The sequence below is a fragment of the Synechococcus sp. W55.1 genome (assembly GCF_047461655.1).
Lineage (GTDB): Bacteria > Cyanobacteriota > Cyanobacteriia > Thermostichales > Thermostichaceae > Thermostichus.
This window is the reverse complement of record NZ_JANSHN010000020.1, coordinates 36,907-60,563: the sequence shown is the minus strand read 5'-3', so window position 1 is coordinate 60,563 and position 23,657 is coordinate 36,907. Positions and strand designations below refer to the sequence as shown.

21 protein-coding genes and 1 pseudogene are annotated in these 23,657 nt (G+C 61.0%); 9 read left to right on the top strand and 13 right to left on the bottom strand.

The annotated features are described in order from the left end of the window. Nucleotides 1-395: pseudogene (locus NW816_RS10595) on the bottom strand (RNA-guided endonuclease TnpB family protein); the annotation flags it as partial. A gap of 134 nt (nucleotides 396-529) precedes the next feature. Between NW816_RS10595 and NW816_RS10590 the strand changes: the two are divergent. After that, the gene (locus NW816_RS10590) at nucleotides 530-1,501 is read left to right on the top strand and encodes a GDP-L-fucose synthase family protein (protein WP_414409128.1); all 972 of its coding nucleotides are present in this window, start codon (nucleotides 530-532) and stop codon (nucleotides 1,499-1,501) included. Here the strand turns inward: NW816_RS10590 and NW816_RS10585 are convergent. From NW816_RS10585 to NW816_RS10575, 3 genes are all read right to left on the bottom strand, one after another. Beyond that, entirely contained in the window at nucleotides 1,498-2,235 is a 738-nt protein-coding gene (locus NW816_RS10585) for a DevA family ABC transporter ATP-binding protein (protein ID WP_414355769.1), read from the bottom strand. The genes NW816_RS10590 and NW816_RS10585 overlap by 4 nt on opposite strands. Nucleotides 2,236-2,460: 225 nt before the next feature. After that, nucleotides 2,461-3,645, bottom strand: a complete 1,185-nt coding sequence (devC, locus tag NW816_RS10580; protein ID WP_011433169.1) for an ABC transporter permease DevC — start codon at nucleotides 3,643-3,645, stop codon at nucleotides 2,461-2,463. 9 nt (nucleotides 3,646-3,654) lie between these two features. Further along, a complete protein-coding gene (locus NW816_RS10575) occupies nucleotides 3,655-4,806 on the bottom strand; it encodes an ABC exporter membrane fusion protein (protein ID WP_414329074.1) in 1,152 nt (383 codons plus the stop codon). A gap of 333 nt (nucleotides 4,807-5,139) precedes the next feature. Here NW816_RS10575 and murC point away from each other — a divergent pair, with 333 nt between their 5' ends. From murC to NW816_RS10560, 3 genes are all read left to right on the top strand, one after another. Further along, nucleotides 5,140-6,576: a UDP-N-acetylmuramate--L-alanine ligase gene (gene murC / locus NW816_RS10570; protein WP_414409130.1), complete on the top strand. Its 1,437-nt coding sequence runs from the start codon at nucleotides 5,140-5,142 to the stop codon at nucleotides 6,574-6,576. Between the two features lie 29 nt (nucleotides 6,577-6,605). Then, nucleotides 6,606-7,592, top strand: coding sequence for a UDP-N-acetylmuramate dehydrogenase (gene murB, locus NW816_RS10565; RefSeq protein WP_414409127.1), 987 nt, complete (start codon nucleotides 6,606-6,608; stop codon nucleotides 7,590-7,592). 110 nt (nucleotides 7,593-7,702) lie between these two features. Further along, the gene (locus NW816_RS10560; protein ID WP_041436475.1) at nucleotides 7,703-7,969 is read left to right on the top strand and encodes a hypothetical protein; all 267 of its coding nucleotides are present in this window, start codon (nucleotides 7,703-7,705) and stop codon (nucleotides 7,967-7,969) included. A gap of 58 nt (nucleotides 7,970-8,027) precedes the next feature. Here the strand turns inward: NW816_RS10560 and NW816_RS10555 are convergent, their stop codons facing one another. Beyond that, entirely contained in the window at nucleotides 8,028-8,678 is a 651-nt protein-coding gene (locus tag NW816_RS10555; protein WP_414383329.1) for a cadmium resistance transporter, read from the bottom strand. A gap of 4 nt (nucleotides 8,679-8,682) precedes the next feature. After that, nucleotides 8,683-9,045 (bottom strand): hypothetical protein, encoded by a 363-nt coding sequence (locus NW816_RS10550; RefSeq protein WP_414383331.1) that lies wholly within the window; start codon nucleotides 9,043-9,045, stop codon nucleotides 8,683-8,685. Between the two features lie 52 nt (nucleotides 9,046-9,097). Here NW816_RS10550 and NW816_RS10545 point away from each other — a divergent pair, with 52 nt between their 5' ends. Beyond that, nucleotides 9,098-9,907, top strand: coding sequence for a DUF3598 family protein (locus NW816_RS10545; RefSeq protein ID WP_414409126.1), 810 nt, complete (start codon nucleotides 9,098-9,100; stop codon nucleotides 9,905-9,907). Here the strand turns inward: NW816_RS10545 and NW816_RS10540 are convergent. Together NW816_RS10540 and NW816_RS10535 are read right to left on the bottom strand one after the other, a co-directional pair. Further along, nucleotides 9,873-10,679 carry an alpha/beta hydrolase gene (locus tag NW816_RS10540; protein ID WP_414409125.1) on the bottom strand — a complete coding sequence of 269 codons (807 nt, stop codon included), beginning with the start codon at nucleotides 10,677-10,679 and terminating at the stop codon, nucleotides 9,873-9,875. The genes NW816_RS10545 and NW816_RS10540 overlap by 35 nt on opposite strands. Nucleotides 10,680-10,723: 44 nt before the next feature. Further along, nucleotides 10,724-11,497 carry a ZIP family metal transporter gene (locus NW816_RS10535; protein WP_414409124.1) on the bottom strand — a complete coding sequence of 258 codons (774 nt, stop codon included), beginning with the start codon at nucleotides 11,495-11,497 and terminating at the stop codon, nucleotides 10,724-10,726. A 337-nt stretch (nucleotides 11,498-11,834) separates the two neighbouring features. Between NW816_RS10535 and NW816_RS10530 the strand changes: the two genes are divergently transcribed. After that, nucleotides 11,835-12,824, top strand: a complete 990-nt coding sequence (locus tag NW816_RS10530) for a hypothetical protein (RefSeq protein ID WP_414409123.1) — start codon at nucleotides 11,835-11,837, stop codon at nucleotides 12,822-12,824. On the opposite strand, the gene NW816_RS10525 is transcribed toward NW816_RS10530, so the two are convergent. From NW816_RS10525 to NW816_RS10515, 3 genes are all read right to left on the bottom strand, one after another. After that, nucleotides 12,821-13,828: an aspartate-semialdehyde dehydrogenase gene (locus tag NW816_RS10525; RefSeq protein WP_414409122.1), complete on the bottom strand. Its 1,008-nt coding sequence runs from the start codon at nucleotides 13,826-13,828 to the stop codon at nucleotides 12,821-12,823. The genes NW816_RS10530 and NW816_RS10525 overlap by 4 nt on opposite strands. Beyond that, entirely contained in the window at nucleotides 13,807-14,988 is a 1,182-nt protein-coding gene (gene aroB, locus NW816_RS10520) for a 3-dehydroquinate synthase (protein ID WP_414409121.1), read from the bottom strand. The genes NW816_RS10525 and aroB overlap by 22 nt, the downstream gene beginning before the upstream one ends. A gap of 100 nt (nucleotides 14,989-15,088) precedes the next feature. Continuing rightward, nucleotides 15,089-17,197, bottom strand: a complete 2,109-nt coding sequence (locus tag NW816_RS10515) for a tetratricopeptide repeat protein (RefSeq protein ID WP_414409120.1) — start codon at nucleotides 17,195-17,197, stop codon at nucleotides 15,089-15,091. 210 nt (nucleotides 17,198-17,407) lie between these two features. Between NW816_RS10515 and NW816_RS10510 the strand changes: the two genes are divergently transcribed. From NW816_RS10510 to NW816_RS10500, 3 genes are read left to right on the top strand one after another with little or no spacing between them, the layout of a single operon-like run. Then, nucleotides 17,408-18,994: a hypothetical protein gene (locus NW816_RS10510; RefSeq protein WP_414409119.1), complete on the top strand. Its 1,587-nt coding sequence runs from the start codon at nucleotides 17,408-17,410 to the stop codon at nucleotides 18,992-18,994. Nucleotides 18,995-19,022: 28 nt separating this feature from the next. After that, nucleotides 19,023-19,445, top strand: coding sequence for a thioesterase family protein (locus NW816_RS10505; protein ID WP_414409118.1), 423 nt, complete (start codon nucleotides 19,023-19,025; stop codon nucleotides 19,443-19,445). After that, on the top strand, nucleotides 19,424-20,032 hold the full coding sequence (locus tag NW816_RS10500) for a hypothetical protein (protein ID WP_041436487.1): 609 nt from the start codon (nucleotides 19,424-19,426) through the stop codon (nucleotides 20,030-20,032). The genes NW816_RS10505 and NW816_RS10500 overlap by 22 nt, the downstream gene beginning before the upstream one ends. Before the next feature lie 364 nt (nucleotides 20,033-20,396). Here NW816_RS10500 and NW816_RS10495 read toward each other — a convergent pair whose 3' ends face one another. Together NW816_RS10495 and NW816_RS10490 are read right to left on the bottom strand one after the other, a co-directional pair. Beyond that, nucleotides 20,397-21,458 (bottom strand): carboxypeptidase-like regulatory domain-containing protein, encoded by a 1,062-nt coding sequence (locus NW816_RS10495; RefSeq protein WP_414409117.1) that lies wholly within the window; start codon nucleotides 21,456-21,458, stop codon nucleotides 20,397-20,399. Between the two features lie 73 nt (nucleotides 21,459-21,531). Continuing rightward, the gene (locus NW816_RS10490; RefSeq protein WP_414409116.1) at nucleotides 21,532-23,520 is read right to left on the bottom strand and encodes a carboxypeptidase regulatory-like domain-containing protein; all 1,989 of its coding nucleotides are present in this window, start codon (nucleotides 23,518-23,520) and stop codon (nucleotides 21,532-21,534) included. Nucleotides 23,521-23,657 lie beyond the last annotated feature (137 nt).

Here is a 23,657-nt window from a genome sequence, read left to right as displayed (position 1 = left end):
TGGTAATGACCAATCGCCAGCTCAAAGCGTTCTCGACCCTCCACCGTGGTCAGCGACACCGTCCAGTCTTTCTCGCGAAATGAAAAGATACGAGCGTCATAGGTCGCAAAGCCCCCCTTGAACGCTTTGACCGGGCGGTTTTTCTGTCGGGCGACCTTACGGGCACCTGCCAGCCGTCTGCAGACCTGCTGAGCCAAGTTACTGGACAAGCCGAACCGGGCACGGATTTGGTGGTAGCCCAGAGATTGAAGTTTAACGGCGTTGGCGACTTTCTCGGGTGTGTTTTGGTTGACCCAGTTCAAGGCTTGGCCGAAGGCATCCAAGGTCGCGTCCAACTTTGCGGCTTGCGACTGGGACACCTTGAGCTTGCAGGAAAGGGTCAGGACTTGGGTCATGGTTGTATCGTAACTCCGCATTCCTCCCGACCCTCGTCCTACGGACAGAGGGCGGGGCTCCTGCGCTAGTAAGCTGAAATACGGCTATCCCCTCTGCCGCATAATGAAAGCCGGGAGTTCTCTGCGTCGGATCTATGCCCAACAGCTTGCCCAGCTCCGTCGATCTCAGCCAGAAGCGCATTTTGCTCACAGGGGGCAGCGGCTTTTTGGGCAAACATGTGCTGCAACAGTTGCAGGTGCTGGGGGTAAAGCCGGAGCAGGTGCGCATCCCGCGCTCCCGCACCCAGGATCTGCGCCGTTGGGAAGTCTGCCAAGAGGTGGTGCAAGGGCAGGAGATCGTCATCCATTTGGCCGCCCACGTGGGTGGCATCGGCCTCAACCAAGCCAAGCCGGCAGAACTCTTCTACGACAACCTCATTATGGGATCCCAGCTCATCCACGCCGCCTACCTGGCCGGGGTGGAGAAGTTTGTCTGCGTGGGCACCATCTGCGCCTATCCCAAGTTCACCCCCGTTCCCTTCAAGGAAGAGGATCTCTGGAACGGCTACCCAGAGGAGACCAACGCCCCCTACGGCATCGCCAAGAAAGCCCTGCTGGTGCAGCTGCAGGCCTACCGGCAGCAGTACGGCTTCAACGGCATCTACCTCCTGCCGGTGAACCTCTACGGCCCCATGGACAACTTCGACCCCGAAAGCTCCCACGTCATCCCAGCCTTGATCCGCAAAGTGCACGAAGCGCAGCAACGGGGCCAAAACTACGTCGAAGTGTGGGGGGATGGCAGCCCCACCCGCGAGTTTTTCTACGCTGAAGATGCGGCCCGCGGCATTGTCATGGCCACCCAGCTTTACGACGGGGCGGATCCCTTGAACCTGGGCACCGGTGAAGAGATCTCCATCCGGGATCTGATTGCCCTCATCTGCGAGCTGATGGAGTTCCGGGGAGAGATCCGCTGGCAAACGGACAAGCCCAATGGCCAACCCCGCCGCTGTCTGGATGTCTCCAAGGCCCGAGAGAGGATGGGTTTTGTGGCCAAAGTCGGCTTGCGGGAAGGGCTGCAGCGCACCATCGACTGGTACCGCCGCCACGCCTGCTCTGGGCAAAGCTAGGCAACCCCTTGGCTCTCCAGCCGGCCATCCTCCATGTGCAGCACCCGATCCGCGATGTCCAGGATGCGGTTGTCGTGGGTCACCATGAGGATGGTGCAGCCCTGCTCCCGCGCCAGCTTCTCCATCAGGGTCACCACCTCGCGGCCCGACTTACTATCTAGGGCTGCCGTGGGCTCGTCCGCCAGCACCAGCTTGGGATGGCTGACCAAGGCCCGCGCGATGGCCACCCGCTGTTTCTGTCCTCCCGAAAGCTGCTCAGGGTAAGAGTGGACGCGATCCCCTAGGCCCACTGCCGCCAGCATTTCCTCTGCCCGCTGCTGCACCTGTTGAGGAGCAAGGCCGTTGTGCAGCTCCAGAGCCATGCGCACGTTTTGAGCTGCCGTCAGCGAGCGCAGCAGGTTATGGGCTTGGAAAATGTACCCGACCTGGCGGCGGATTTGAATGAGAGTACTGGGCTGAGCTCCCCGCAGCTCCTGTCCCAACACCCGCAAGCTGCCCTCCTGCACCGAGCGCAAGGCCCCCAGCAGCGTCAGCAGGGTGGTTTTGCCGGAGCCGGAAGGGCCAGTCAGCAGCACGATCTCCCCTGGCTGCAGGGCAAAGCTAATGTCGAAGAGAATCTGCTTGCGCAGGGATCCCTCGCCGAAATAGTGGTTTACACCTTCGGCTTTCACCACTGGCTCAACGGCATTCTGGGCAGAAGCAAGGGCAGCTTGATCGAGAAGAGGAGTCAGCATAGGAAACTCAAAATCTCAAAACTTTGCGTTGACAACTCATTGACCACTTAGGCCGTCATTTGGAGCGTTGAGATGAGACCATTTAGAAACCTTTGGCCGGAGAGCGTTGATGAGGATCCCAGAAGTTTTTAGACAGCCTAGCTCAAACCCTTCACCATCCATCCGATCCCCTTTGGCAGACTATTGACTTACCAACGCCCCGGCGCCCTGCCCACAGCCAAAACTCTAGAAAATGTCGGCAGGATCGGCTGCCCGCAGCCGTCGCACGGCAATCGCTCCTGAGATGAAACACATGCTCACCGCCAGCCCCAGCACCAGCACTGCCCGGTTGAAGGTCATGGCAATAGGCAGCAACGTGGCATTGGCCGTCAAATCGTAGAGCAAAACCGACAGGGCAAAGGCAGGAATGTACCCCAAGCCGGCCAGCAGGAGCGCCTCCTGAAATACCACCCCCAGCAGGTAGGTATCGGTATAGCCCATGGCTTTGAGAGTGGCATATTCCGCCAGGTGATCCGACACATCGGTGTAGAGAATTTGATAGACAATCACAATGCCGACAATAAAGCCCATGCCCACCCCCAGGCCGAAAATAAAGCCGATGGCTGTGCCCTCTTCCCAGTAGGTTTGCTCCATATCGATAAACTCCGCCCGTGAGAGCACCCGCACATCTTCCGGCAGCAAAGCTCGCATCTGCCGCACCAAGGGATCCGGATCCACCCCCGGCTGGAGTTGCACCACGCCGATATCCACCAGGCCACGCCCCCGCTGCGGAAAAATGCGCAGGAAATTGAGGTCGCTGGTGAGGATGGTGCCGTCGGCTCCGAAGGTGGCCCCCATCTCAAACAGGCCCCCCACCTGGACGCGGCGGTTTCCCACCTCAGTAACCACCTCTCGCCCGGACTCAAACCACTCTGGGATGGGGCCAAACTCGCTGCGGGAGCGGCGGTCAAAAAGCACCACGTCCGCCTTTTTGATCTCTTCCAGCTTGTCCGGTGTTAGTTCCGGCAAGTCCAACAGATCAGCCGAGGGATCCACTCCTACCACAAAAATGCTGCGGGTACGGCGGGTCTCTGGGTTTTTCCAGAGGGCAAAGCCCACATAGACAGGCGAGATGGCCCGCACCCCCTCAAAGCCCAAAGCCTGATAGAGTCGCCGCTGGGAGAAGGTGTTCATGGCAATCAGGGCGTTGGACTGAGGGCTGACCAGGAAGATCTCTCCCTTCAGGGCCACGTGGAAGCGGATGGCACTTTCCAGCAGGCTGTCTTGGAAGCCCAACTGCATGAACATCAAGATGCAAGCAAAGGCAATGCCCGCCAGGGCCACCAGCAGGCGGATCTTCTCCCGCGTCAACTGCAGCCAGGCCAACGGGATCCGATGGGCGATAAAAGCCACACTGAACAGGCTGTACATGGGCTGAGCCTACCCCTCGACATCGATGGCCACATTCACCTGCAGGTTGGTCAGGCCAGCCACGCGGGCGCTGCTCTCCGGATCCAGGCGGATATACACCTCTACCACACGGGCATCCACATCGGCAGCTGGGTCGGTGTTGAGCACATCTTTCTTGCCAATCTGCAGGCCTACCCGCTCCACTCGGCCCTGCAGGGTTTCTGGCAGAGCGCGGTTGCTAATGGTGGCCTGCTGGCCTGGCCGAACCCGCAAGATGTCCGTCTCGTAGACTTCCGCCACCACCATCATCTGGTCGGTGTTGCCCAGCTCGAGAATGCCCTCGCCGGCGGGGATGACCTCTCCAGGGCGGGTGTGGATCTTGAGCACCTGTCCAGCACGGGGAGCGCGGATGAGGGTGCGCTCTAGGCGAGCTTCTGCCAGTTCCAGATTGCGGGCCAGGGATCCCAGTTGGACTTGGGCTTGGGCCAGACTCAGTCCCGCCTCGGCAGCTTGGACTTGGGCTTGGGCATTGAGCAGATCCCGCTCGCGGGCCAGGCGCAGTTGGCTCAGGGTGGCTTCGGCAGCCCGCAAGTCCTCCTGTCGTTGCCGCACCAGCAGCCGGCGTTGATCCAGCTCTTGTTGCGAGATTGCTCCTTCCTGCCAGAGCTCCTGAAAGCGGGCCAGATTGGCCTCGGCATCGGCCAGTTCTGCCCGGATACGTTCCACCACCGCTTCCTGGGAGCGGATTTGCATCTGTTGCGGCTCGTCCAGACGGCTGAGGCGGGTGCGTGCCTCTTGGATTTGGGCCTGACTGAAACGGGTCTCGGCCTGCAACCGGGCGCGGGCCTCTTGAAGTTGGGCGGCAGCGTACTCTCGCTCCGCCAACCGCTCGGCGTAGCTTTCCAAGCGGGCCAGCACTTGGCCTGCCACCACGCGATCCCCCTCGGCCACCAGCAGCTCTCCCAGCCGTTCTCCGGGGGAACCGGCAATGCGCAGCACTTCCCCCTCCGGCTCCAGGCGACCCAAAGCACCAACTTGCGGAGGCAGCCGCATTTCCACCGTTGCCTCTGCACTTCCCGATACCGACTGTGTGGCTCCCTGTTGGCTCAATCCCAGCCATGCCAGACCCGCACAACCAAGCAGCCCGACTCCTGCCAGCGACCAAAGCGCTCGTGGGTTCATGGCCTTTTACCCGCTGTGGCTTTGCAGACGACAAACGCCGCCTCTTTTTCTTAAATAAGTGTAAAGTTTTTGGGATGAAAATGTCCAGCTGTATTCTGTGTTGCTTGTGCTCACCGTATTTTCACCCCCTGTGGGTTCCCCAAGGTGCCGGCAGATCACGGCAACCGGTGGGGCGCAGCCTACCTAGCTCTGGGGATTCCTGATATGATGTGGCCTGTTCGAACCTGTTTGTAGTCAGCAGAACGCAGTCCTTTTTTTGGAGTGTGGCGGTTTTAGGAGTGGGGTGGAGTTGCGATGGTGGAAACAGTTGGAGGAGGGGATCCCATCCCGCCGTTGCCGGTTCCGTCTCAGCCTCTGCCCCTGCATTTGGATCCCTTAAATCCCTTGCTGTCCACCTATCACTTTGTGGGCATTGGTGGAGTGGGGATGTCGGCTCTGGCCTATATTCTGGCTAAGCAAGGGTTTCGCGTTTCGGGATCCGACATTGTCGCCAATGGCCGTACCCGCCGCCTGGAAGCTTTGGGGGTGCGCTTCTTTCAGGGCCACAGCTCGGAGGGATTGGTCGGGGATCCCCAGGTGGTCTATTCCAGCGCCATTCGCCCCACCAATCCAGAATTGGCTGCTGCCCTGGGCAAGGGATTGACGGTTTGGCACCGGGCAGACTTGTTGGCGGCTCTGTTTAACCGTCGCTCTGGCATTGGGGTGGCCGGCACCCACGGCAAAACCACCACCAGCAGCATGATCGGCTATGTGTTGCTCTCGGCGGGCTGGGATCCCACCTTGATTATCGGCGGGGAAGTGGATGCCTGGGATGGCAATGCCCGTCTGGGCAAGGGGGAGTATTGGGTGGCCGAGGTGGATGAGTCGGATGGATCCTTGGTGCGGCTCTATCCCAAGATTGGGGTGATCACCAACATTGAGCTGGATCACCCCGATCACTACGCCGATTTGGGGCAGGTGATCCGGGCTTTTCAACAGTATGGGCAGCAAAGCCAAACCCTGGTGGCCTGTCTGGACTGTCCCAACGTGGCGGCTCACCTGAGGGTGGATGTGGGCTACAGCCTGACCGGTCATCCCCAAGCCCAGTACCAAGCTCGCCAAATCCTCTACACTGCCAGTTTCACCTGCGCCGAGATTTGGGAAAGGGGATCCCTGCTCGGCCAGCTCCAGTTGCAGGTGCTGGGGTCCCATAACCTCAGCAATGCCCTGGCGGCGGTCGCCGTGGGGCGGCAGTTGGGCTTGGAGTTTGCGGTGATTGCCTCGGCTCTGGCCGAGTTTCGAGGGGTGCAGCGGCGATTTGAAGTCAAAGGCGAGGTGGAAGAAGTCACCTTTATCGACGACTATGCCCACCATCCCAGCGAGATTCGGGCCACTCTGCAGGCAGCCCGTCTGCAACAGCGGCGGGTGGTGGCCGTGTTTCAGCCTCATCGCCACAGCCGTTTGGCTGCCTTGTTCCAGGATTTTGCCCGCTGCTTTGGGGAGGCGGACGTGGTGGTGATCGTGCCTACGTATGGAGCGGGAGAGCCGGCGCCTGAGGGTTCCGACAGCTTGCGTTTGGCCGTGGCGGTGGCGGAGCACCACCCCCATGTGCGCTATGTGTTGTCTTTGCCGCAATTGCCGGGAGTGCTGACGTCTGTTTTGCAGCCTGGAGATCTCGCCGTTTTTTTGGGCGCAGGGGACCTAAATCAGCAGATAATCGCTACGATGCGGGCATATGCGGCTCAGGTGAGGGAACAGCCTGGGCAAGCCAAAAATCCAAACTTCAGCTGAAAAGATAGCTGCTTCTGAGGTATTGAATCATGACGACGGCTCCGGTGGTGCCTCAGCGGGACGGTTCCTGTGAGTCTGAGGCGGCAAGTCTTACCGCTGAAGACAGGCTTCTCCCCCGCGGGCCGGCGGCTCTGCTATCTGGACGAATTCAATCGGGGATCCCGTTGGCTCCTCTGACCACCTTTCGCGTGGGCGGCAAAGCGGAGTGGTATTGTGAGCCCCGTAGCCATCTGGAGCTGCAGCAGTGTTTGGCTTGGGCGCGAGCAGAAGGGATCCCCACGACGCTGCTGGGGGCAGGTAGCAATCTGCTCATCAGCGATGCGGGGTTGAAGGGGCTGGTGATCGGTACCCGCCGTCTGCGCGGGATGCAACTGCTGGAAGGGGGGAGAATTTGGGCCGCTGCCGGAGAGCCTTTGGTCAATCTGTCGCGGGCAGCCGCCAAGCAAGGCTGGAGCGGTTTGGAGTGGGCCATCGGGATCCCGGGCACCCTGGGGGGAGCCGTGGTGATGAATGCGGGTGCCCACGGACGCGCCATGGCGGATGTGCTGGTGGAAGTGCAGATTTTGGACGAGGAACAAGAGCCCTGCCGCCTAGAACCTGCCGATCTGCAATTTGGCTATCGCCGCTCTCGCCTACAGGACTCCCCCTGGACGGTGACAGGGGCCACGTTGCAGTTGATCCCAGACAGGGATCCGGCCCAAGTGCAATGGGAGACCCAGCGCTACCTCAACCAACGCCTAAGCTCTCAGCCCTATCATTTGCCCAGTTGTGGCAGCGTCTTTCGCAACCCAGAGTCTCACCCTGCCGGCTGGCTAATCGAGCAGGTCGGCTTGAAGGGGTACCGCATCGGTGGGGCCCAAATTTCAGAGCGCCATGCCAACTTCATCCTCAATTGCCATCAGGCGAGTGCCAAGGACATTTACCGCTTGATTCGCTTGGCCCAGGAAAAGGTCTATCAACAATGGTCGGTGCTTTTGGAGCCGGAAGTGCGCATTCTGGGATCCTTTGAGGATTAGAGGAGCATTGGGCAGACAATTTGGACTGTTTTCTTTTGGTGATTTTGATGATTCTGCTCTTAAACTGTTCTTACCAGCTTAGATGCTCGTCGATTCTTTCCTATCGGCTTATGAGTCAAGATGTAGCCACTTTACGTCGTTTAATTCGACGGCTCAATCAGTCCCACACCACTGCGGAAGAACGCCGCTATTTGGTGGAGATCGGCAGCCTGGCTGCTTTGCTCACCCCGGAAGAGGCTGCCGCTTTGGCCCAAGATCCCAAGCAACTCACCGCCGAGCAGCACTATCGCATTTGGGACTGGGTGCATCGCTGGGAACGGGAGCACCGCCACGAAGATCTGGACTGGGATCCCTCCCTAGACCGACACAACGACTAAGCCTCGAGAGAACTCCATCCTGCTCTTGCGATCGGGAGCTCAGCTGAGATCTTGGGATCTAAGACAGAAGCCATCTCCAAGTCTCATTTTTGAACAGGATCCACACCCCCAAGCCCATGAGAATCCAGGGCACCCAGCGCTCTCCCCGCTCGGCCAAAACCTTGGCTACTTCAGGTTGCATTGTCAGTTTTTGAGCCACTGCAAACCACAATCCATTCATCAGAAAAAAGATCGTGGAAAAAAGGGCCAACTGAGGAGGGGTGCTGCCGGCAAACAGAGGAACGTACAGGCTGACATTATCTCCACCATTGGCAAAGGTGAGGAGCATGGACATCAGGGCTGGTGGGGGCAAAAAAACTGACCAAGCCTTTTGGGTTGGGCGCTCTTGCAGTTCTTCCAGCTCTTCTTCCAGGGCTTCTTCCAGCTCAGGTTGCCACAATTTCCAACCGCCTACCGCAATCGGGATCAACCCCAGCAGCCCAATCGCAGGTGGCGGCAACAGCAGGCCCCCCAGGTATCCCAGAGAGCTGAGCAGGATCAACCCTGCCAAGCCCAAGTAGCCTCCCAGCCAAATGTGCCAGCCCTTCCACAGGGGTTGCAGCTGCGCCTGGGCAAACAACAGAACCAGCAAGAAAAAGTCGTCGATATGGGTGGCAACAAAAGCGAGGATCCCTTCGACTAAAGTTGCCCAGAAAATTGCCAGCGGCATAGGGTTAAGAAATAGGGAAGATGGCGCTGATATCGACGAGGTGAAACTGAAGCAGCCCAACAATTGCCGAAGTATAGGCGGTAGAAGAAGCCAGCCCAATCAAGAGATCGCGTTTCATATTGCGGGGTTTCTCGCCTTTCTCGACGACATCCGTAGCGCCAAACTGCATCATGAGAATGCCTATCAAGTTGGAGAGCCAGTACCCCACGAGGGTTCCGCCCAAAAACCACTGTGGCTGCCACAGGCTACAAAGGTAGCCAAACCCATAGGCAATCGGCAGGTTGAAAAACAAGTCATTCCACCAGGAAAGGGGAGACAGCATAAACCCCAAAATCAGTAAAATGCCACCTCGGAGCTTCTTCCCCATAGGTCTTGCTCTCCAGCGTTACGTCCTCACAATCTTAGCTTCACATTGCTTCATGAAAACCCAAAAACAATGTCTGGCTCTCCACCTGGGAGTGTGGCACGGCCTCTTCTCCAACTATCGACCCACCGCCGGCGGCTGGGAGCTGGGGGGCCAAAAGCGCAGCCTCATCACCTTTGAGGCCTTGGCTCCATCCTCTTCTTCAGGAAGTCCGGCGGCAGGGAGCGCGATCCGCCAAACCAACGCCTACTACCCCCTACAGGGATCCCCCACTCCCGAAAGCTCCCAGAGCTGGGTCTACCAGGATTTCTCGCCGGGATTGCGCTTTTTCCCCGATGGATCTTTTTCCAATGGGCGGCTGCAGCTGGCGCCGTTTAGTGATTTTGCCGTCGAGCAGGGCTTTCTCTGGGGGGATCGCAAGGCGCGGCTGGTGCAACAGTGGGATGCCCAAGGTCGTCTGGTAGAGGTAACCGCGATCCTGGAGCGGCGCGGCCAAGCTTTGGATCCCGTTGCAGACTGTGCACCCCTGAGCAGAGAGCAGCTGAGAGCCTGCCTCCAGGGGAGATGGCGGGGGATCGCCCAGAGCTTTACGGTTGCTGAGGGCCGGTTTGCCGAAGCCGAGGTGGACTCCTCGGGGGCAGAGTGGTTGAGTAACTGGGATCCCTTGCCTGGGGGGCTGTGGATTGGCGGGCCGGATCCCTTGCCCATCCCTACCGCCCACCGGGATCGCAGCTTTTCGGTGAGCCTGAGCTGGTTTCCGCAGCCGGAAGACTGCCACTGTCTCTTGCGTTTGAGCCGAGACTACGATGCCCGCGGTGCTTGGCAAGGGGTTACGCTGATCCGGGCGCAGAGGGATCCCGTTTGAGAAAGGCGCAAACCTGGGCAAACACCGTTTCCCGCTCCCCGTCCAAAGTGAGGATGTGGTCGGAGTGCTCCAGCCAATGCAAGATCTTCTCCTCGGATCCCAGCTCTTGATAGAGCCACGCTGCCTGTTCAGGATCCACTACTGTATCTTGGCGAGATTGCAGGATCAGAGTGGGAACCCGGATGCCGGCCACCTCTCCCTTGACCCGCTCGATGAGCTCGAGGGCGCTGCGCACCGCCGACAGATTAAAGCTGCGGAAATAGGCCGTTCTTTCTGCCAAGGCTCGAGCGTCCCCATCCCGAATCGGCAAGCTGAGGCGGGGCACCTCCTTCAATAGCCAACCCAGGCTGTTCAGGTACTGCTCAGGGCGAAAAAGATAGTACCAGCGGTGGCGAATGGCGAAAAATGGCGCCAGCAGCACCAATTTATGGATGGGATGGGCAAAAGCCAGGTGCAAAGCCAGCAGACAGCCGGTGGAAAAGCCCACCAAGGAAACGCGGGGATACTCCTGCTGCAAAGCCAGATAATGCTCCAAAGCCCGCCCGTACCACTCCGTCCAGCAGGAAGGGGGCATGTGGGCAGACCGGCGGTCGTGTAAGCGATGCGGAGCACTGTCATGGCCGGGATAGTTAAATCCCTGCACCGTCAGGCCAGCCGCCAACAGCCGCTCTGCCAGCCATTGCAACTCGTAAACACCGCCCCCCAATCCATGTAGCAGCAGACAGGCGTGTTCCCCTGCTCCTCGCCACAAAAAGGGTTCGTTACTCAACATAAAAAAAAATAAAACTCCGTTCCACTTCGCGACGGGATCCCTTGCTAGCCCAAGGTGATATCCAGCAACATCATCACCACAAACCCACTGATGACCCCAAAGGTGCCCTCCCGCTCCAACCCCTGCCGGTGCGACTCAGGGATGATCTCATCGGAAATGACAAACAACATCGCCCCCGCCGCAAAAGCCATGCCCCAGGGTAGTAGGGGCTGCGCCAGAGAGACCACCGTTGCTCCCAGGATCCCGCCGATGGGCTCCACCAGTCCGGTCAGCAGGGCGATGCCAAAAGCGAACAGCCGCGAGTACCCCTGGCCCACCAGTGACAAAGCCACCACCAGCCCTTCTGGCATGTTCTGCAAGCCGATCCCCAACGCCAACGCCAACCCATCGCCGACTTGGCCGGTAGCGAAACCCACTCCCACCGCCAGTCCTTCCGGGAAATTGTGCAGGGCGATGGCAATGATGAACAGCCAAATCCGTTTCAAATGGGCGCGGTTCTCCCCTTCCACCCCTTTGAAAAAGTGCTCGTGAGGAAAGAGGCGGTGGGCACTCTCCAGGAAGATCGCCCCCAACAACAGGCCTGCCACCATCACCACAGCCGCCCCAAATGGGGAATACCCCAGCGCTATGGCTGCCTCGGTGCCCGGCACCACCAGCGAAAACGAGGTGGCCGCCAGCATCACCCCACCCCCAAACCCCAGCAGGATCCCTTGCGCCCTTTCCGAGAGCGAGGGGAGAAACAGAGCGGGCAAGGCCCCTAACCCGGTTGCCAACCCGGCGATCAAGCTAGCCAGGGATCCCATCGCGATTGGATGCACAAGCCAATCTCCACAAAGGCCGAATGCTTTTCAATTCTCCTCCCTTTCCAACGTTGTGTGAACATTGCTGGCTCGAGCGGCATAGGCGAGGTTCTGAAAGTTGGCTTGGAGCGCCAGATTTTGTGTTTATGAGCAAGGTACACAAGAGCAAGTCTGAAGGCTCTATTCCCCAGTTGGAGCTTGCCATCTGAGGCAAGGTTTATTCCCAACAGTGGTAGATTGCGTGGGCGCAGAAGCATCCTAAGCAGCAATTTGACCAGGCTATACTTTAGTAAGGCGGGTCGACAAAAACTAAAGAAAACTAAAGTCAAGTCTGATGATGAGGAGTGAAAAAGCGATGCAGAAAAAAGCAGTTACAAACCTTTTGGCTTTGAGTCTAGGGGCGGCCTGTCTAGGACTGACCGGCTGCGGTGGAGGCGGAAGCGGTGGGACGATAGTGCCTACACCGACACCTACACCGACCCCAACTCCAACACCCACCCCAACCCCGACACCTACGCCCACACCGGGTGCCCCGACTTTTACCAAGGCATTTAGCCCCACCTCGGTAGCTGCTGGCCCTACTGCCAAAACAACTCTGACCTACACGATCACCAACACAGCCGCTCTGCCGCTGACGGGTCTAGCCTTTTCCGATCCCCTGCCTGCCGGCTTGATCGTTGCCACCCCCAATAACCTGAACAATGGCTGTGGGGGGACGGTGATAGCTCCACCAGGGGCCACTTCCATCTCGTTGGTCAACGGCTCACTGGGATCCAACGCTAGCTGCACCATCAGCCTGGATCTTCAAGTTACGGCCACCGCAGCCGGATCCCTGACCAGCCCAGCCGTCACCCTCAGCAGCAGCCAAGCGCCCAATGCTACCGCTGCGGCTATCAACCTAACGGTAACGGTGCCAGCTCCCACCTTTACCATGGCCTTTTCTCCCAACCCGCTTGGCCCAATTGGCCCAGCTCCCGTTATCGGCACCGGAACTTTGACGTTTACCATCACCAACAACGCTGCCATTCCATTGACGGGCTTGGCCTTTAACCACACCTTGCCGGGAGCGCCGCCTTTAACCGTAGGGCCTGGTGCACCTCCTCCCTTACCTGCTTCCTGTGGTGCTGGAGCTACCCTCACAGCCTCGGTGGGTGGGAACACCATTCAATTCACCGGAGGACAAGTGGCTGTCGGCGCAACCTGCACAGTGACCATCCCTGTCCAAACGGGACCTCTGACCTCACCCGGCACCTACACCTACCCCAACTCCCCAGTAACATTGACCAACGCTCAGGCCGCCCCTGCCACAGCAGGACCGGTAACCTGGACGGTTGTGGTGAATTAGTCCTTCAAAAGCAGCTCGGCAATTTGAACGGCGTTGAGGGCTGCTCCTTTGCGGATCTGATCCCCGCACAGCCACAGCTCTAGAGCCTTGGGCTCAGAGATGTCTTGGCGGATGCGGCCCACGGCCACTGCGTCCTTGCCGGCCACATCGATGGGCATGGGGAAACGGTTTTGCTGCCAATCTTCGATGAGCACCACCCCTGGAGCTTGGGCCAAGATTTGCCGGGCTTTTTCCACGGGGAAGGGCTGTTCAAACTCCAGGTTCAAGGCTTCGGCATGGGTGCGCAACACCGGCACCCGCACACAGGTGGCAGTGAGCCGCAGGTTGGGGGATCCCATAATCTTGCGGGATTCGTTGACCATTTTCATCTCTTCCTGGCAGTAGCCGTTCTCTTGCAGGGGGCTGTTGTGGAGGAAGAGGTTGAAGGCAATGGGGTAAGGGAACACCTGGGGCTGCAACGGCTGCCCCTGGAGGTAGGCGTGGGTTTGCTCTTGCAGCTCCACCATGGCGCGGGCCCCGGCCCCACTGGCCGATTGATAGGTGGCGGCCACCACGCGGCGCAGGGGGATGTGGCGATGCAGGGGGTAGATGGCCACGCACATTAGGATGGTGGTGCAGTTGGGATTGGCAATGATCCCTTGGTGACGGAAGGCTTCCTGGGGGTTGACCTCCGGCACCACCAGCGGAACATTGGGATCCAGGCGAAAGGCGCTGGAGTTGTCCACCATCACCGCCCCCGCATCCACAATGGTTTTGGCCCAGGTTTTGGAGACACCGGCTCCGGCAGAGGCCAGCACCAGATCCATGCCTCGAAAGGCCGCTTCTGAAACCGGCTCAACCGGGATCCGTTCCCCCTTGAAGGTTAGATAAGTGCCTGCAGAGCGGGGAGAGGCCAAAAGCTTTAGGTCGGCTACAGGAAAGTGGCGCTCTTCCAATAGCGTCAGCAGCTCCGTCCCTACTGCTCCTGTGGCCCCCAAGATGGCTACCCGTTGTTGCCGTGCCATGCTTTCTTGTCCTTAGGTTTTCCTAATTCTAGGGTTCCAGAGGTTGCTGTAATCGAGGCCAAAGCAGCCTGCACCTCTGCCAGCTCGACTTGATCGGTCAGCTCGGCCTGGCCGATGCGGCGGGGCAGAACGAAGCGAATCCGCCCCTGTTTGACTTTCTTGTCGGCCTGCATTGCCTGCAGCACTGCCTCCCAAGGGATCCCGGCCGGCCACCGGCTGGGCAGTCCTGCTTTCTCGATCAGGCGTCGTTGCCGTTCGGCTTCAGCAGCGCTCCACCACCCCAGGCGGCGGGCGATCTCCCCGGCAGCTACCATGCCGATGGCGACAGCTTCTCCGTGCAGATAGCGGCGGTAGCCGGTGGCAGCTTCTAGGGCATGGCCGAGGGTGTGGCCGTAGTTGAGGATGGCCCGCAGGCCCGCTTCTTTCTCGTCCTGCTGCACCACCCAGGCTTTGCACTCGGCAGAGCGCCGCAACAGATAGTGCAGATCGTCAGGGGCAAAGTCGGTGTAGCGGCTCAGTTGGGGTCGATCTTCCAAAAACTCAAACACATCGGCAGCCTGAATCACGCCGTATTTGATCACCTCTGCCAAAGCCGAAGTAAACTCCCGTGGGGGCAGAGTTTTCAGCACCGTCGGGTCAATCCACACCAGGCGCGGCTGATAAAACGCCCCAATGAGGTTTTTCCCGCCAGGATGGTTGACGCCGGTCTTGCCACCAATGGCCGCATCCACCATGGCCAAAAGTGAGGTGGGCACCTGCACAAAAGGGATCCCGCGCAGCCAAGTGGCGGCGGCAAACCCCACTATGTCGCCAATGACCCCCCCTCCTAGAGCCACCAAGGTGGAGGAGCGCTCCAGGCCAAAGGCTAGGGCGGCGTCGTAGATCTTGGCCACCGAGCGCAGGGTTTTGTAGCGTTCGCCGGCAGGCAATAGGCAGAGGTGGGCGGCAAACCCCGCTTGTTGCAGCCCCTGCAGCAACTTCTCGGCAAAGTGTTTGGCAATGCCGGGATGGCTCACCACCAGAGCCTTGCCGGAAAGCCCTCTAGCTCGCATTTGGGATCCCAGCTGGATGAGGCTGTGGCCAGGGGGGCCTTCGGCAGACTGGAGGAGAATATCGTAGGAGCTGTGGGGAAGCTTGACAGGGATCAGATAGGGATCCATGCGTGTCGGTCCTGGGGGGCGGGATCCAGTGTGGCATGTTCTGCTCCCGTCTGCCTGCTGCAGGCATTGTCCTTGGGGTCTGAAAGCCCAGGGGATCCTGCTAGGGGTTGGGGTCAACTGGCTGCGGCTCCGACTGGGGAGTGAGGGTTTCCAAATCCGGCAGAGCTGTTCCCGCCGGCGAGGCCGAGTCTTCCTGGGCCAAGTCCTGCAGGGCGGCTTGGGCCGGCTGAAATTGCGGATCCAGCTCCAGACAGCGCTGCAAGCTGGCTTGGGCGGCTGCTCGCTGGCCGGCCCGCAGTTGAATCAGCCCCAGGGTATGCCAAAAGGCGGGCCGCTGCGGATCCAGGTGCGTGGCCTGTTGGGCGTCTGCCAGGGCAGGTTCCAGCTTCCCCAATTTCAAGGCTTCCCAGGCGCGGTTGTTGAGGGCCACAGCATCTTCTGGGGTGAGCTGCAAAACCCGCGAGTAGGCTTGCACAGCTTGTTCGGGATCCTTTAGCTCGCCGTAGAGCAAGCCCAGGGCAAACCAGCCCCAGGGATCCCGTTCGTTGAGGCGGAGCATCTGCTGGCAGGCGGCACGGGCTTCTTCCAGCCGGCCCAGACGCCGCAGGCTGGTGATCTGGCCAAACCAGCAGGCAGAACTGCCGGGACGCTGCTGCACCAAGCGCTGGAAATGCTGCAGGCTGGCCTCATATTGCCCCAACTCCTGCTGGGCCATTGCCAGGGCATAGCGGGCCGGAAAGTGCTCCGGCTTGATCTTGAGGGCTTCCTCGAAGTGGATGCAGGCTTCTTTCAGGTAGCCCAATTTCTGGAAGGCCACACCGCGGGCGTACCAGCTTTTGTAGTTGTCGGCATCGTAGCGCAGAGCGCGTTCTAGGGCCTTGCTGGCCAGCCGATACTGCCCCAAGCGCAGCAGGGCCACCCCCAAGTTGTGCAGGGTTATGGGATCCCGGCGACGCAGCCGCAGCGAGCGCTTGTAACACTCGACAGCCGAGCGCAGCCGGTGGCAGTGGAAGAGGGCATTGCCTTGGTAGCGCCAAACCCGCGCACTTCTGGGGTTGAGCTTCAAAACCCGCGCAAAACTAGCCGCTGCCGAGCTGGGCCGACGCAGCCGCCGCAGCACGATCCCACGCGCCAGCCAGGTGCGGGGCTGTTTGGGGTTGTAGCGCAGCGCCTTGTTCAGGCTGTTCAGGGCCAGCTTCGACCGCTTCAGTTGCAGCAGGCGGATGCCGCGATTGTGCCAGGCCAGAGCATCTTCCGGGTTGCTCTCCAGCACCTTGTCGTAGTTGACCACCGCCGACTTGTATTGCCCCAAGCGCCCCAGAATCAGGGCTAGGCGCAGCCGGGTTTCTTCGTCGTAGGGGTTGATGCTCAGGGATCCGTTGTAGCTGTCCACCGCCTCGCGGTAGCGGGCCAGCTGCACCAGCACATCCCCACGGCGGCTCCAAGCCAGGGCGAAGTTGGGATCCATGTTCAGAGCCCGGTCGTAGGCGGCCAGGGCTTCCGTCAGGTTGCCGCGGCGACGCCAGTCTTCCCCCCGCTCGAATTGGATGTCGGCACTGTTCCACTGAAACAGCCGCTGAATGAACTGCAAAATGGCGATCTGACGCGCTCCTTCTTCTGGCGTGGCGGAGGGGGTTTCGCCTGTGGCAATGCGCAGGATGGCCATCTGGATGGCCCGCAAAAAGGCCTGAAATCCCCGCACCTCTTCATCTTCCAGGGACTCTTTCCCCTCACGGCGGCGGTATTGCAGCCGGAACCGCTGCAGATCCCCGGGGGCAGGGAAGCTGGGATCCAAAAAGTGCATTAGCTCCAAGGCGCGGTACTCAAACAGCACCGGATCCTCTTCTGAGCCAGTAAAATCCAGCAGGGGCGCCTCTTCCAGGGGGCGGGGTAGCTCAGTGGGGGTGTGCAGCAGCGTCAGCAGGCGCTGGTTTTGTCGTGCCGGGGCATGGGGAAACCCGCTGTACAGCTCATCCCTTGGCCAGGGATCGGCAACAAACTCTGGAGAGGCCACCACTCCCACCCAGCGGCATTGTTCGATGGCCAGTTGCAGCTCCAGCTTGCGGTTATCCCCCGGCTGCAGCATCCAGCGGTCAAACCAGACTTTGAAACCCTCGCGATCCAGCCGCTCCGCCAGTTGACGCGCCCACCGGGCTTGCTCTCGGTGGTAGCGCAAGAAAAGGTCGAACTTGTAATGCTCTGAAGACATGAACGCCCGCTCGCTGCTCTTCTCCAGCTTATCTTTGCGTTATCGCTGCGCGATGCTTTCACAAACGCAAACGCATTTGCTCCCCATCGGGTCTGGGGCAAGGAGCAAACCTGATGCTAGGCAACGCTTCCGCTCGATTGGTTCTGAATGGCGATGATGACCGGACAGCGATAGGCGATAGTTGGTGCAGGGCTTGAAAGGAGGGAGCACATGCTGGGCGGAGTTTTGGCGATTGCGGCTGCGATTGGCTTGGTGGTCTTGCTGTTGGAAGCAATTCGCTACCGCCGCTGGGGATCCGTTCGCCGTTGGCAACCGGCGGTGGGGCTGGGCTTGGTGGCGTTGGCGGCGCTGGGGTGCTGGCTGGGTCAGTTGCCGGAGCCGATCCCCCTGGCCCTGTTGTTGGGGGGCCTGGTGGGGGTGGGGTTGCTGGGGTTGAGTGGCTGCGGTCGGGCTGGACAGGGGCTGGTGGTGCTGTTGCTCAGTTTGGCGGCCTGGCAAAGTCTGGCTGTCGGCTCCCCCGGTCGCATCAGCGTTGCGGAGCAACATGGAATGCTGTTTCTGTGGGGCTGCGGCCTGGGGATGGGCTTGGTGGGGATCCCTTTGCTGGGGGTCTTGGCCGAAACAGAAGCCCTGTCCTTGCTGATGGCGCTGGGCCAGGGGTGGAGCGGCATTGCCGCCTTAACCTGGGGATCCCGCCTGTTCGCGCTAGCGGGGCAGAGCCCTTTGGAAATGGGATCCCAGCCGGATCTCCCTTGGCAGGTGCTGTTGCCGGTGGGGCTGGCCGCCCTCAGCTTGGTGGCAGGCACTGTGCCCCTCTTGACCGCCGCAGAAGACTCCCCCAGGCTGCTGTCGGCAGTGGGGCATGGGGTGGGGTGGCTGGTGGCGCTGGCGCTGGCCTTGGCCTTGACCCGCAACGGCCTATACCAGGATCCCTTTTGGGCCTTGCTCTACGGGGCAGGGGTGCTGCTCTCGTGGGCCTTGCTTGCCTTGGAAAACCAGACGGGACAGGGGATCCCCGCGCCGGCAGGGGAACCTGCTGGCGTCAGCGGGCCGGAGGCTTCAGCCAGTCGCGTCAGCGTTGCAGAGCAACAAGGACGGCTGCTCTGGCGGGCCTGTGTGGGCCTAACGCTGGTGGGCGGAGGAGCGCTGCTGGCGCTGCGATTGGGGGGATCCTACGGGGCGGCGCTCTTGGGGCTGGGGTGTCTGGCTTTTCCCAGCCGCTGGGGGGCGATGGCAGCCCTCTTCTTGTCGGCCCGCCCTCTGCTGCAAAACCTGTTGCACCAGTTCAACCTGCAGGTTGCCGGGATCGACCTCACCCAACCCTATGTGTCGGCGGCGCTGTACCTGGGAATGGCGGCCATGGCGCTGGCGGCGCTCCTGCACTGGCTGTATGGGCCAGACAAACCCCTGCAGACGGGGATCGCTCTGACGCTGGCCAGCCTGGCTCTGCCGGTGGGGGTGGGCTACTTCATTCACGCTCAGCCGCAAGCGGCCTTCCTGTTGGGAGCCTTGACCACCGCCTTGATCCTGGCGGCGCTGCAGCCCATCCTCCTGCAGCAGGAGGGAAGAGGGGCGGAATCTCTGGGGATCCGAGGTTTGGGCCTGGCTGTGCTTGCCATTCTGGGATCCAACCTCAGCCGCGATTGGACGGTAACCGGCTTCCATGCCACCCGCCTGGAACGGGCGCTGGTGCTGGCCGGGGTGGTCGGGATCCTGGCGTTGATTCTCCTGCTCTGGCAAGGCTGGAGCCTGTGGCAATCCAGGAGAATGCGCGCCCCTGCCCGCTGTTCGCGTTAGCGGTGCGGAGCACTCTGGTTGTGCGGAGATGAAACCCGTTCCCTTGGGCACCCTCGGCACCTGGCAGGGGATCCTCGGCCCGGAACAAACCGCTGCAGCCCTGGGCAACCCCGGTGTGAAGGTGATCGGATCCCCAGCTCTGTTGACGTTGATCGAGCGGTGCAGCCACACCACCTTGCAGCCCTTCTACGAGCCGGAGGAAGCGGCGGTCGGGATCCGCTTTGCCTTGGAACATCGGTCGGCAGCGGTGGCGGGGGATCCCTTGCAGGTTCGGGTCGAAGTCGTGGCCGTGGAGGGAAGACGCATTCGGTTTCAGGTCGAGATTACCCAACAGGAGCGGCTGGTGATGCAGGGATCCTACACCTGCCTGGTGGTCGATTTGCCCCGTTTTCTGGCCCGCTATGGATTGACCGCGGAGGATCCCAGTCGGTGCTCAAGCTGTTCGCGTTAGCGGGACGGAGTCCTTTGGGATTGCTGCTGGCCGTCTTTGTGGGAACTCTCTTGTTCTGGCCTCAACAGCTCATTCTGCGCTACCGCAAACCCTGGCAGGGCCCCCTTGCCTGGATCTGGAAATGGCACGGCTGGGGAGGCTGGGCCGTGCGGGGCAGCCGCCGTGGCTGGGAATGGCGTTGGGGATCCCTGCGCCTTCGCGGCCGTTGGCCGGCGCAGCGGGGAGAACGTTGCTCCCCCAGAGATTGGCCCTACCTGTGGAAGCTGGGCAAGCAGCTCCACATCCAATCTTGGCAAGGAGGGGTGGAAATTGGCTTTGCCGATCCGGCTTTGACGGGGCAATGCTTGGGACTAATCGCCGCTCTACCCCCTCAGTTGGCCCAACACCTGCGCTTGACCTTCGCTCGCATCGGTTGGCACGGATGGGGATCCCTGGTGATCCGGTTGCGCGGCTGGCAGGTGCTGGGGCTGGCCTTGAAACTGGGGTGGCTCGCCCTATCGCGCCATCGGAAGGGATCCCCAGCAAAAATAGCCCATGGGACAGCTGGCGTCAGGAGCAAAGCGCTGGGGGGGGAACTGCAGCGCTGACGCGGTCAGGCCGGCTGCAGCGCCGGGCAGCAATTCAACAGAGGCATGACCTACCCGCCTCCCCCTTCGCCCTGGCCGTTGGTAGGGGTGGGGGCAGGTGCTGCAGGGATAATCGGCGGCACAATGTACTGGCGCAGGCAGCGTCGCTGCAGACAACTGCAAAACCAGATCCAAGCTTTGCAAGCTCCTGTTGTGGCGGCTCCTCGCGCTCTTCTGGCTCTTTCGGCTCCTCCTCCCGCCCTTCATCGGGGGGCAGCTCTTCTCGCCACTCTTCGGGCGGCTCCTCCCGTCGTTGCCAGACGAACTCAGAGGACAATCCCTTTCACGACAACAGAAGAGATCCCGGAGCTGTTCTGCTTAAGACCTAGGGAGTCGGTGTGGCAGAGGGGATGCGCAGCTCCACAGCCGTATCCAGGCGAGAGCGTGGGGGTGGGGCTTCTCCCTGAGCCAGTTCTAGGTACTGGGCCAGCGGGTGATGCTCCTTCCAGCGGGATCCCACCTCAGCAGCCATCTGGGTGACTTGGATTTGATAAAGCTGGGCCAGCTCGGCAGCATTGAGGTTGCTCCGCTCCACCTGATCGCGACTGGCCTCGGCCAGGATATCTACCACAAGGTTGCCTTGCTCATCAAACCGCCACAGTTCCAGGCGGCTGCGGGAACGCAGGCTCAACTCCGTTGGCGAAGCTGGTCGGGTGAGGACATCGACGCGGGCGATGACGATGGCTTCCAGGCCCAGGTAATCGAAAAATTGGCCCACCGCCTCCGGCTTGCGGCGATCCCACTCAAACAGTTCGTAGATGGGCCAGCCCACCTTCTGCAAAATGGGCTGAATGCGACGGTTGTCCAGAGGCACCACCTTCTCGCCGTTGGGGATCAAGCCCAGACGCACTGCCTCTATGGCCAGGCGCTGGCCCAACAGTTGGGTGTGCTCCAACCCTCCCACCCCCAAAATGCCAAGGCGACGACGGGGTTGAGGCCGAATGGGCACCTGCAAAACCACATCCACAGGGGTGGTCAGGCCCGCTTGCAGGAGGATCTCCTGCTCTGCCTTTTCATAGTCGGGGTGCCACACCGTCAACATCCGGCGCCCGGCTGGGGCATGGTCTAGCTCAAAAGCGCCCCGCTCATCGGTTTGAATCGGCTGATTGGGGTTCTCCATGCCCTCCAACTGCACCTGTGCCCCCGCCACAGGTTGTCCCACGCTGTTGCTCACCTGCCCCACCAGCCGTGCTGTTCCCTGGGGCTGCCCTTTGTCTTGAAAGGGAAACAACGGCGTCAACCGCGGAATGGGGGTGGCCGGAGCCTGAGCCAGCGCTCCTGAAGCCAGTGCCAGCCAGCCGCAGAGGGCCAGACTGCCTGTTCGCGAGAGCGTTGCGTAGCGATAGCTGATCCTGCGCCGGAGAGGATGGAAGAAGAGAAGAGGCATGGCGAAGGTTGCATCCGGTAATAGCAGTCGGTTCTATTCTGCTTTGCGCCACTGACGGGTGCTGCAGGGATCCTCACCCCGAAAAGGGGTTGTTGGCTTGCCATTGTTGGACAAACACCGGCACCATGTTGCGCACCTGCAGCCGAAACAGGCCCGCTGCCGCATCTTCAAACATCGGATCCCCGCCCACATCATCCCGCCCATAGGCTTCGTAGTAGCGAGCCCGATCCCCAGGCCGATCCCTCTGCAAGTCCACCACCACCACCACCCCGCGGCTGCGCAACTGGTTGGGGGTGAAGTTGGGAATTTCCACCGGCACCGTCGGGGCCACAAAGCGTAAGGCCGTATTCAGCAGAGAGTTGCCCTGGCGGTTGTAGTCCCGCGAGATCTGCATCTGGGTCAAGAGGATATAGCGCAATCCCAGGGCATCCCCGATGGCCTTCAGCTTGGCCAAGTCGGCGGTGTAGCGCTCATCCCGATCCAACAACGTTAGGCCCTGGGTGAGGGGCAGAAGCGGCTCAAACCGAGGATCCGGCCCCAAAGGCCCCTTCAAGAGGATCACCGGTCGCTGGGGCTGCAACTCCTTCAGGGCCATGCTGAGGTGGCGGGCCAGCTCATCCGAGTAAACGGGTTCATCGGGCAAAAGGCCAATGCCCTCCGGCTGGCGGGTCGGTTCCCCGGGCGGCAGACGAATATCCTGAGTGGAGACAAAGCCGGCCCGGACTTCCACCTGGGTGCTGGTCAGGGGAAAACCCGGCACCTCCACATCCACCAAATACAGGCCGGCCGGCAGTTCCGGCAGCACGTAAGTGCCGTCGGCAGCAATGCGAACAGTTTGCTGGGGTTGGGTTGGCGTGGCGGCCAAGTGCAAAACCCCCGTCTGAACAGGTTGGCCGGCAATATCCAGCACCCGCCCGGTCACCACACCGCGGTTGCCTGGAGAGGGGACTCCCCCGTTCAGGACCTCTGTCCCGCCGTCGCCAACTTGAGCCTGAATATCCTGCAAACGGCGCAAAGCTGGGATCCCTGCTGCCACCACCCACAGATCCCGCTCCCCCAGCATCACCAGACCCGTCGGCTGTCCCTGCAGCCGCAGCGAGGCCACCAATCGCCCCGTCTGTAAATCCACCAGCTGCAGGCGGTCGCTATCGCGGGAGGTCACGTAAGCCCAACGTCCATCCGGGGAAAGGGCCAGCCGCGTCGGTCGCCAATCCAGGCCAACCCGCTGCAGGGCCTCGCCGCTGCGGCTCAGATCCAGCACTGTTAGATCTTGGCTGCCGGAGTTGAGCACCACCAAGCGTTGCCGTTCCGCATCCAGGGCCATGGCTTCCGGAGTATGACCGCCCCGCCAACGGGCCAACAGCTCCCCATTGTCCGGGTTGACCACCAGCAAGCTGAGGGGATCCTCCCCGGCTAGACCCACAAACAGGGATCCCCGCTCCGCATCGTAGGCCAGCGCCAAAGGGGGGCCGGGCATCGGCAAATTGCGGGCTTGCGGCTGCTCTGAGGGGTCGCTTTGGCGTTTGTGCTCCGCACCGCTGCTGCGAAGGGGAGCAGCCATCACCGCCAAACTCTGGGCAGAAGGCATGGAGGCGAAAACCCGCCCTGTGACCCCATCCACGGCAATATCCAAAACTCCCGCCGGCAACCCATAAGCCTGAATCAGCTCCCCCGTCAGCAGATCGAGGGCCACCAGCCCAGGGGCATTGGGGCCAGAGGCGTAGACCACCTGCCGTGCCTCATCCACCCGCACCACACTGGGAGCAAACCCCACCGCCACCTGCCACAGGGGATCCCCGCTGGCCCCATCCAGCAGGGTCACGGCCTGCTCCTCCAACAGCCCAACCGCGACCCAGCCCCGATCCGGTACCCCATCGATGCGATCGGCAGAGCTGCGCAAGGGCAAAAGCCAATCCCCCTCTGTCCTCAGGCCGTTCCCGTCCGTCGAAAAGTTCTCCACCGCAGAGGAGGAGCCTGCTGCCGGCAAAGGGATCCCTTGCCCCAGCACGGGGGATCCCAGCCCCAGCACGCTGCTCAGCACAACCAGCCATTGCCACCGCATGACCTTCCTCACTCCACAGCCGCGCCTGCTTTGACTCAGGAGATCCTTGCCCAACCAGCATAGCCAACCCGACCGTCCCCTCGGTGCCGGAAAGCCCAAACCCATTTTTTGACAGGCTGCCCAGACGAACATAGAAT

What these genes read in the sequence shown, in the direction of transcription:
- NW816_RS10590 (WP_414409128.1), top strand. Translation starts at nt 530, where the DNA reads ATGCCCAACAGCTTGCCCAGCTCCGTCGATCTCAGCCAGAAGCGCATT.
- NW816_RS10585 (WP_414355769.1), bottom strand. Translation starts at nt 2,235, where the DNA reads ATGCTGACTCCTCTTCTCGATCAAGCTGCCCTTGCTTCTGCCCAGAAT.
- devC (WP_011433169.1), bottom strand. Translation starts at nt 3,645, where the DNA reads ATGTACAGCCTGTTCAGTGTGGCTTTTATCGCCCATCGGATCCCGTTG.
- NW816_RS10575 (WP_414329074.1), bottom strand. Translation starts at nt 4,806, where the DNA reads ATGAACCCACGAGCGCTTTGGTCGCTGGCAGGAGTCGGGCTGCTTGGT.
- murB (WP_414409127.1), top strand. Translation starts at nt 6,606, where the DNA reads ATGACGACGGCTCCGGTGGTGCCTCAGCGGGACGGTTCCTGTGAGTCT.
- NW816_RS10560 (WP_041436475.1), top strand. Translation starts at nt 7,703, where the DNA reads ATGAGTCAAGATGTAGCCACTTTACGTCGTTTAATTCGACGGCTCAAT.
- NW816_RS10555 (WP_414383329.1), bottom strand. Translation starts at nt 8,678, where the DNA reads ATGCCGCTGGCAATTTTCTGGGCAACTTTAGTCGAAGGGATCCTCGCT.
- NW816_RS10550 (WP_414383331.1), bottom strand. Translation starts at nt 9,045, where the DNA reads ATGGGGAAGAAGCTCCGAGGTGGCATTTTACTGATTTTGGGGTTTATG.
- NW816_RS10545 (WP_414409126.1), top strand. Translation starts at nt 9,098, where the DNA reads ATGAAAACCCAAAAACAATGTCTGGCTCTCCACCTGGGAGTGTGGCAC.
- NW816_RS10540 (WP_414409125.1), bottom strand. Translation starts at nt 10,679, where the DNA reads ATGTTGAGTAACGAACCCTTTTTGTGGCGAGGAGCAGGGGAACACGCC.
- NW816_RS10530 (WP_414409123.1), top strand. Translation starts at nt 11,835, where the DNA reads ATGCAGAAAAAAGCAGTTACAAACCTTTTGGCTTTGAGTCTAGGGGCG.
- NW816_RS10525 (WP_414409122.1), bottom strand. Translation starts at nt 13,828, where the DNA reads ATGGCACGGCAACAACGGGTAGCCATCTTGGGGGCCACAGGAGCAGTA.
- aroB (WP_414409121.1), bottom strand. Translation starts at nt 14,988, where the DNA reads ATGGATCCCTATCTGATCCCTGTCAAGCTTCCCCACAGCTCCTACGAT.
- NW816_RS10515 (WP_414409120.1), bottom strand. Translation starts at nt 17,197, where the DNA reads ATGTCTTCAGAGCATTACAAGTTCGACCTTTTCTTGCGCTACCACCGA.
- NW816_RS10510 (WP_414409119.1), top strand. Translation starts at nt 17,408, where the DNA reads ATGCTGGGCGGAGTTTTGGCGATTGCGGCTGCGATTGGCTTGGTGGTC.
- NW816_RS10505 (WP_414409118.1), top strand. Translation starts at nt 19,023, where the DNA reads ATGAAACCCGTTCCCTTGGGCACCCTCGGCACCTGGCAGGGGATCCTC.
- NW816_RS10495 (WP_414409117.1), bottom strand. Translation starts at nt 21,458, where the DNA reads ATGCCTCTTCTCTTCTTCCATCCTCTCCGGCGCAGGATCAGCTATCGC.
- NW816_RS10490 (WP_414409116.1), bottom strand. Translation starts at nt 23,520, where the DNA reads ATGCGGTGGCAATGGCTGGTTGTGCTGAGCAGCGTGCTGGGGCTGGGA.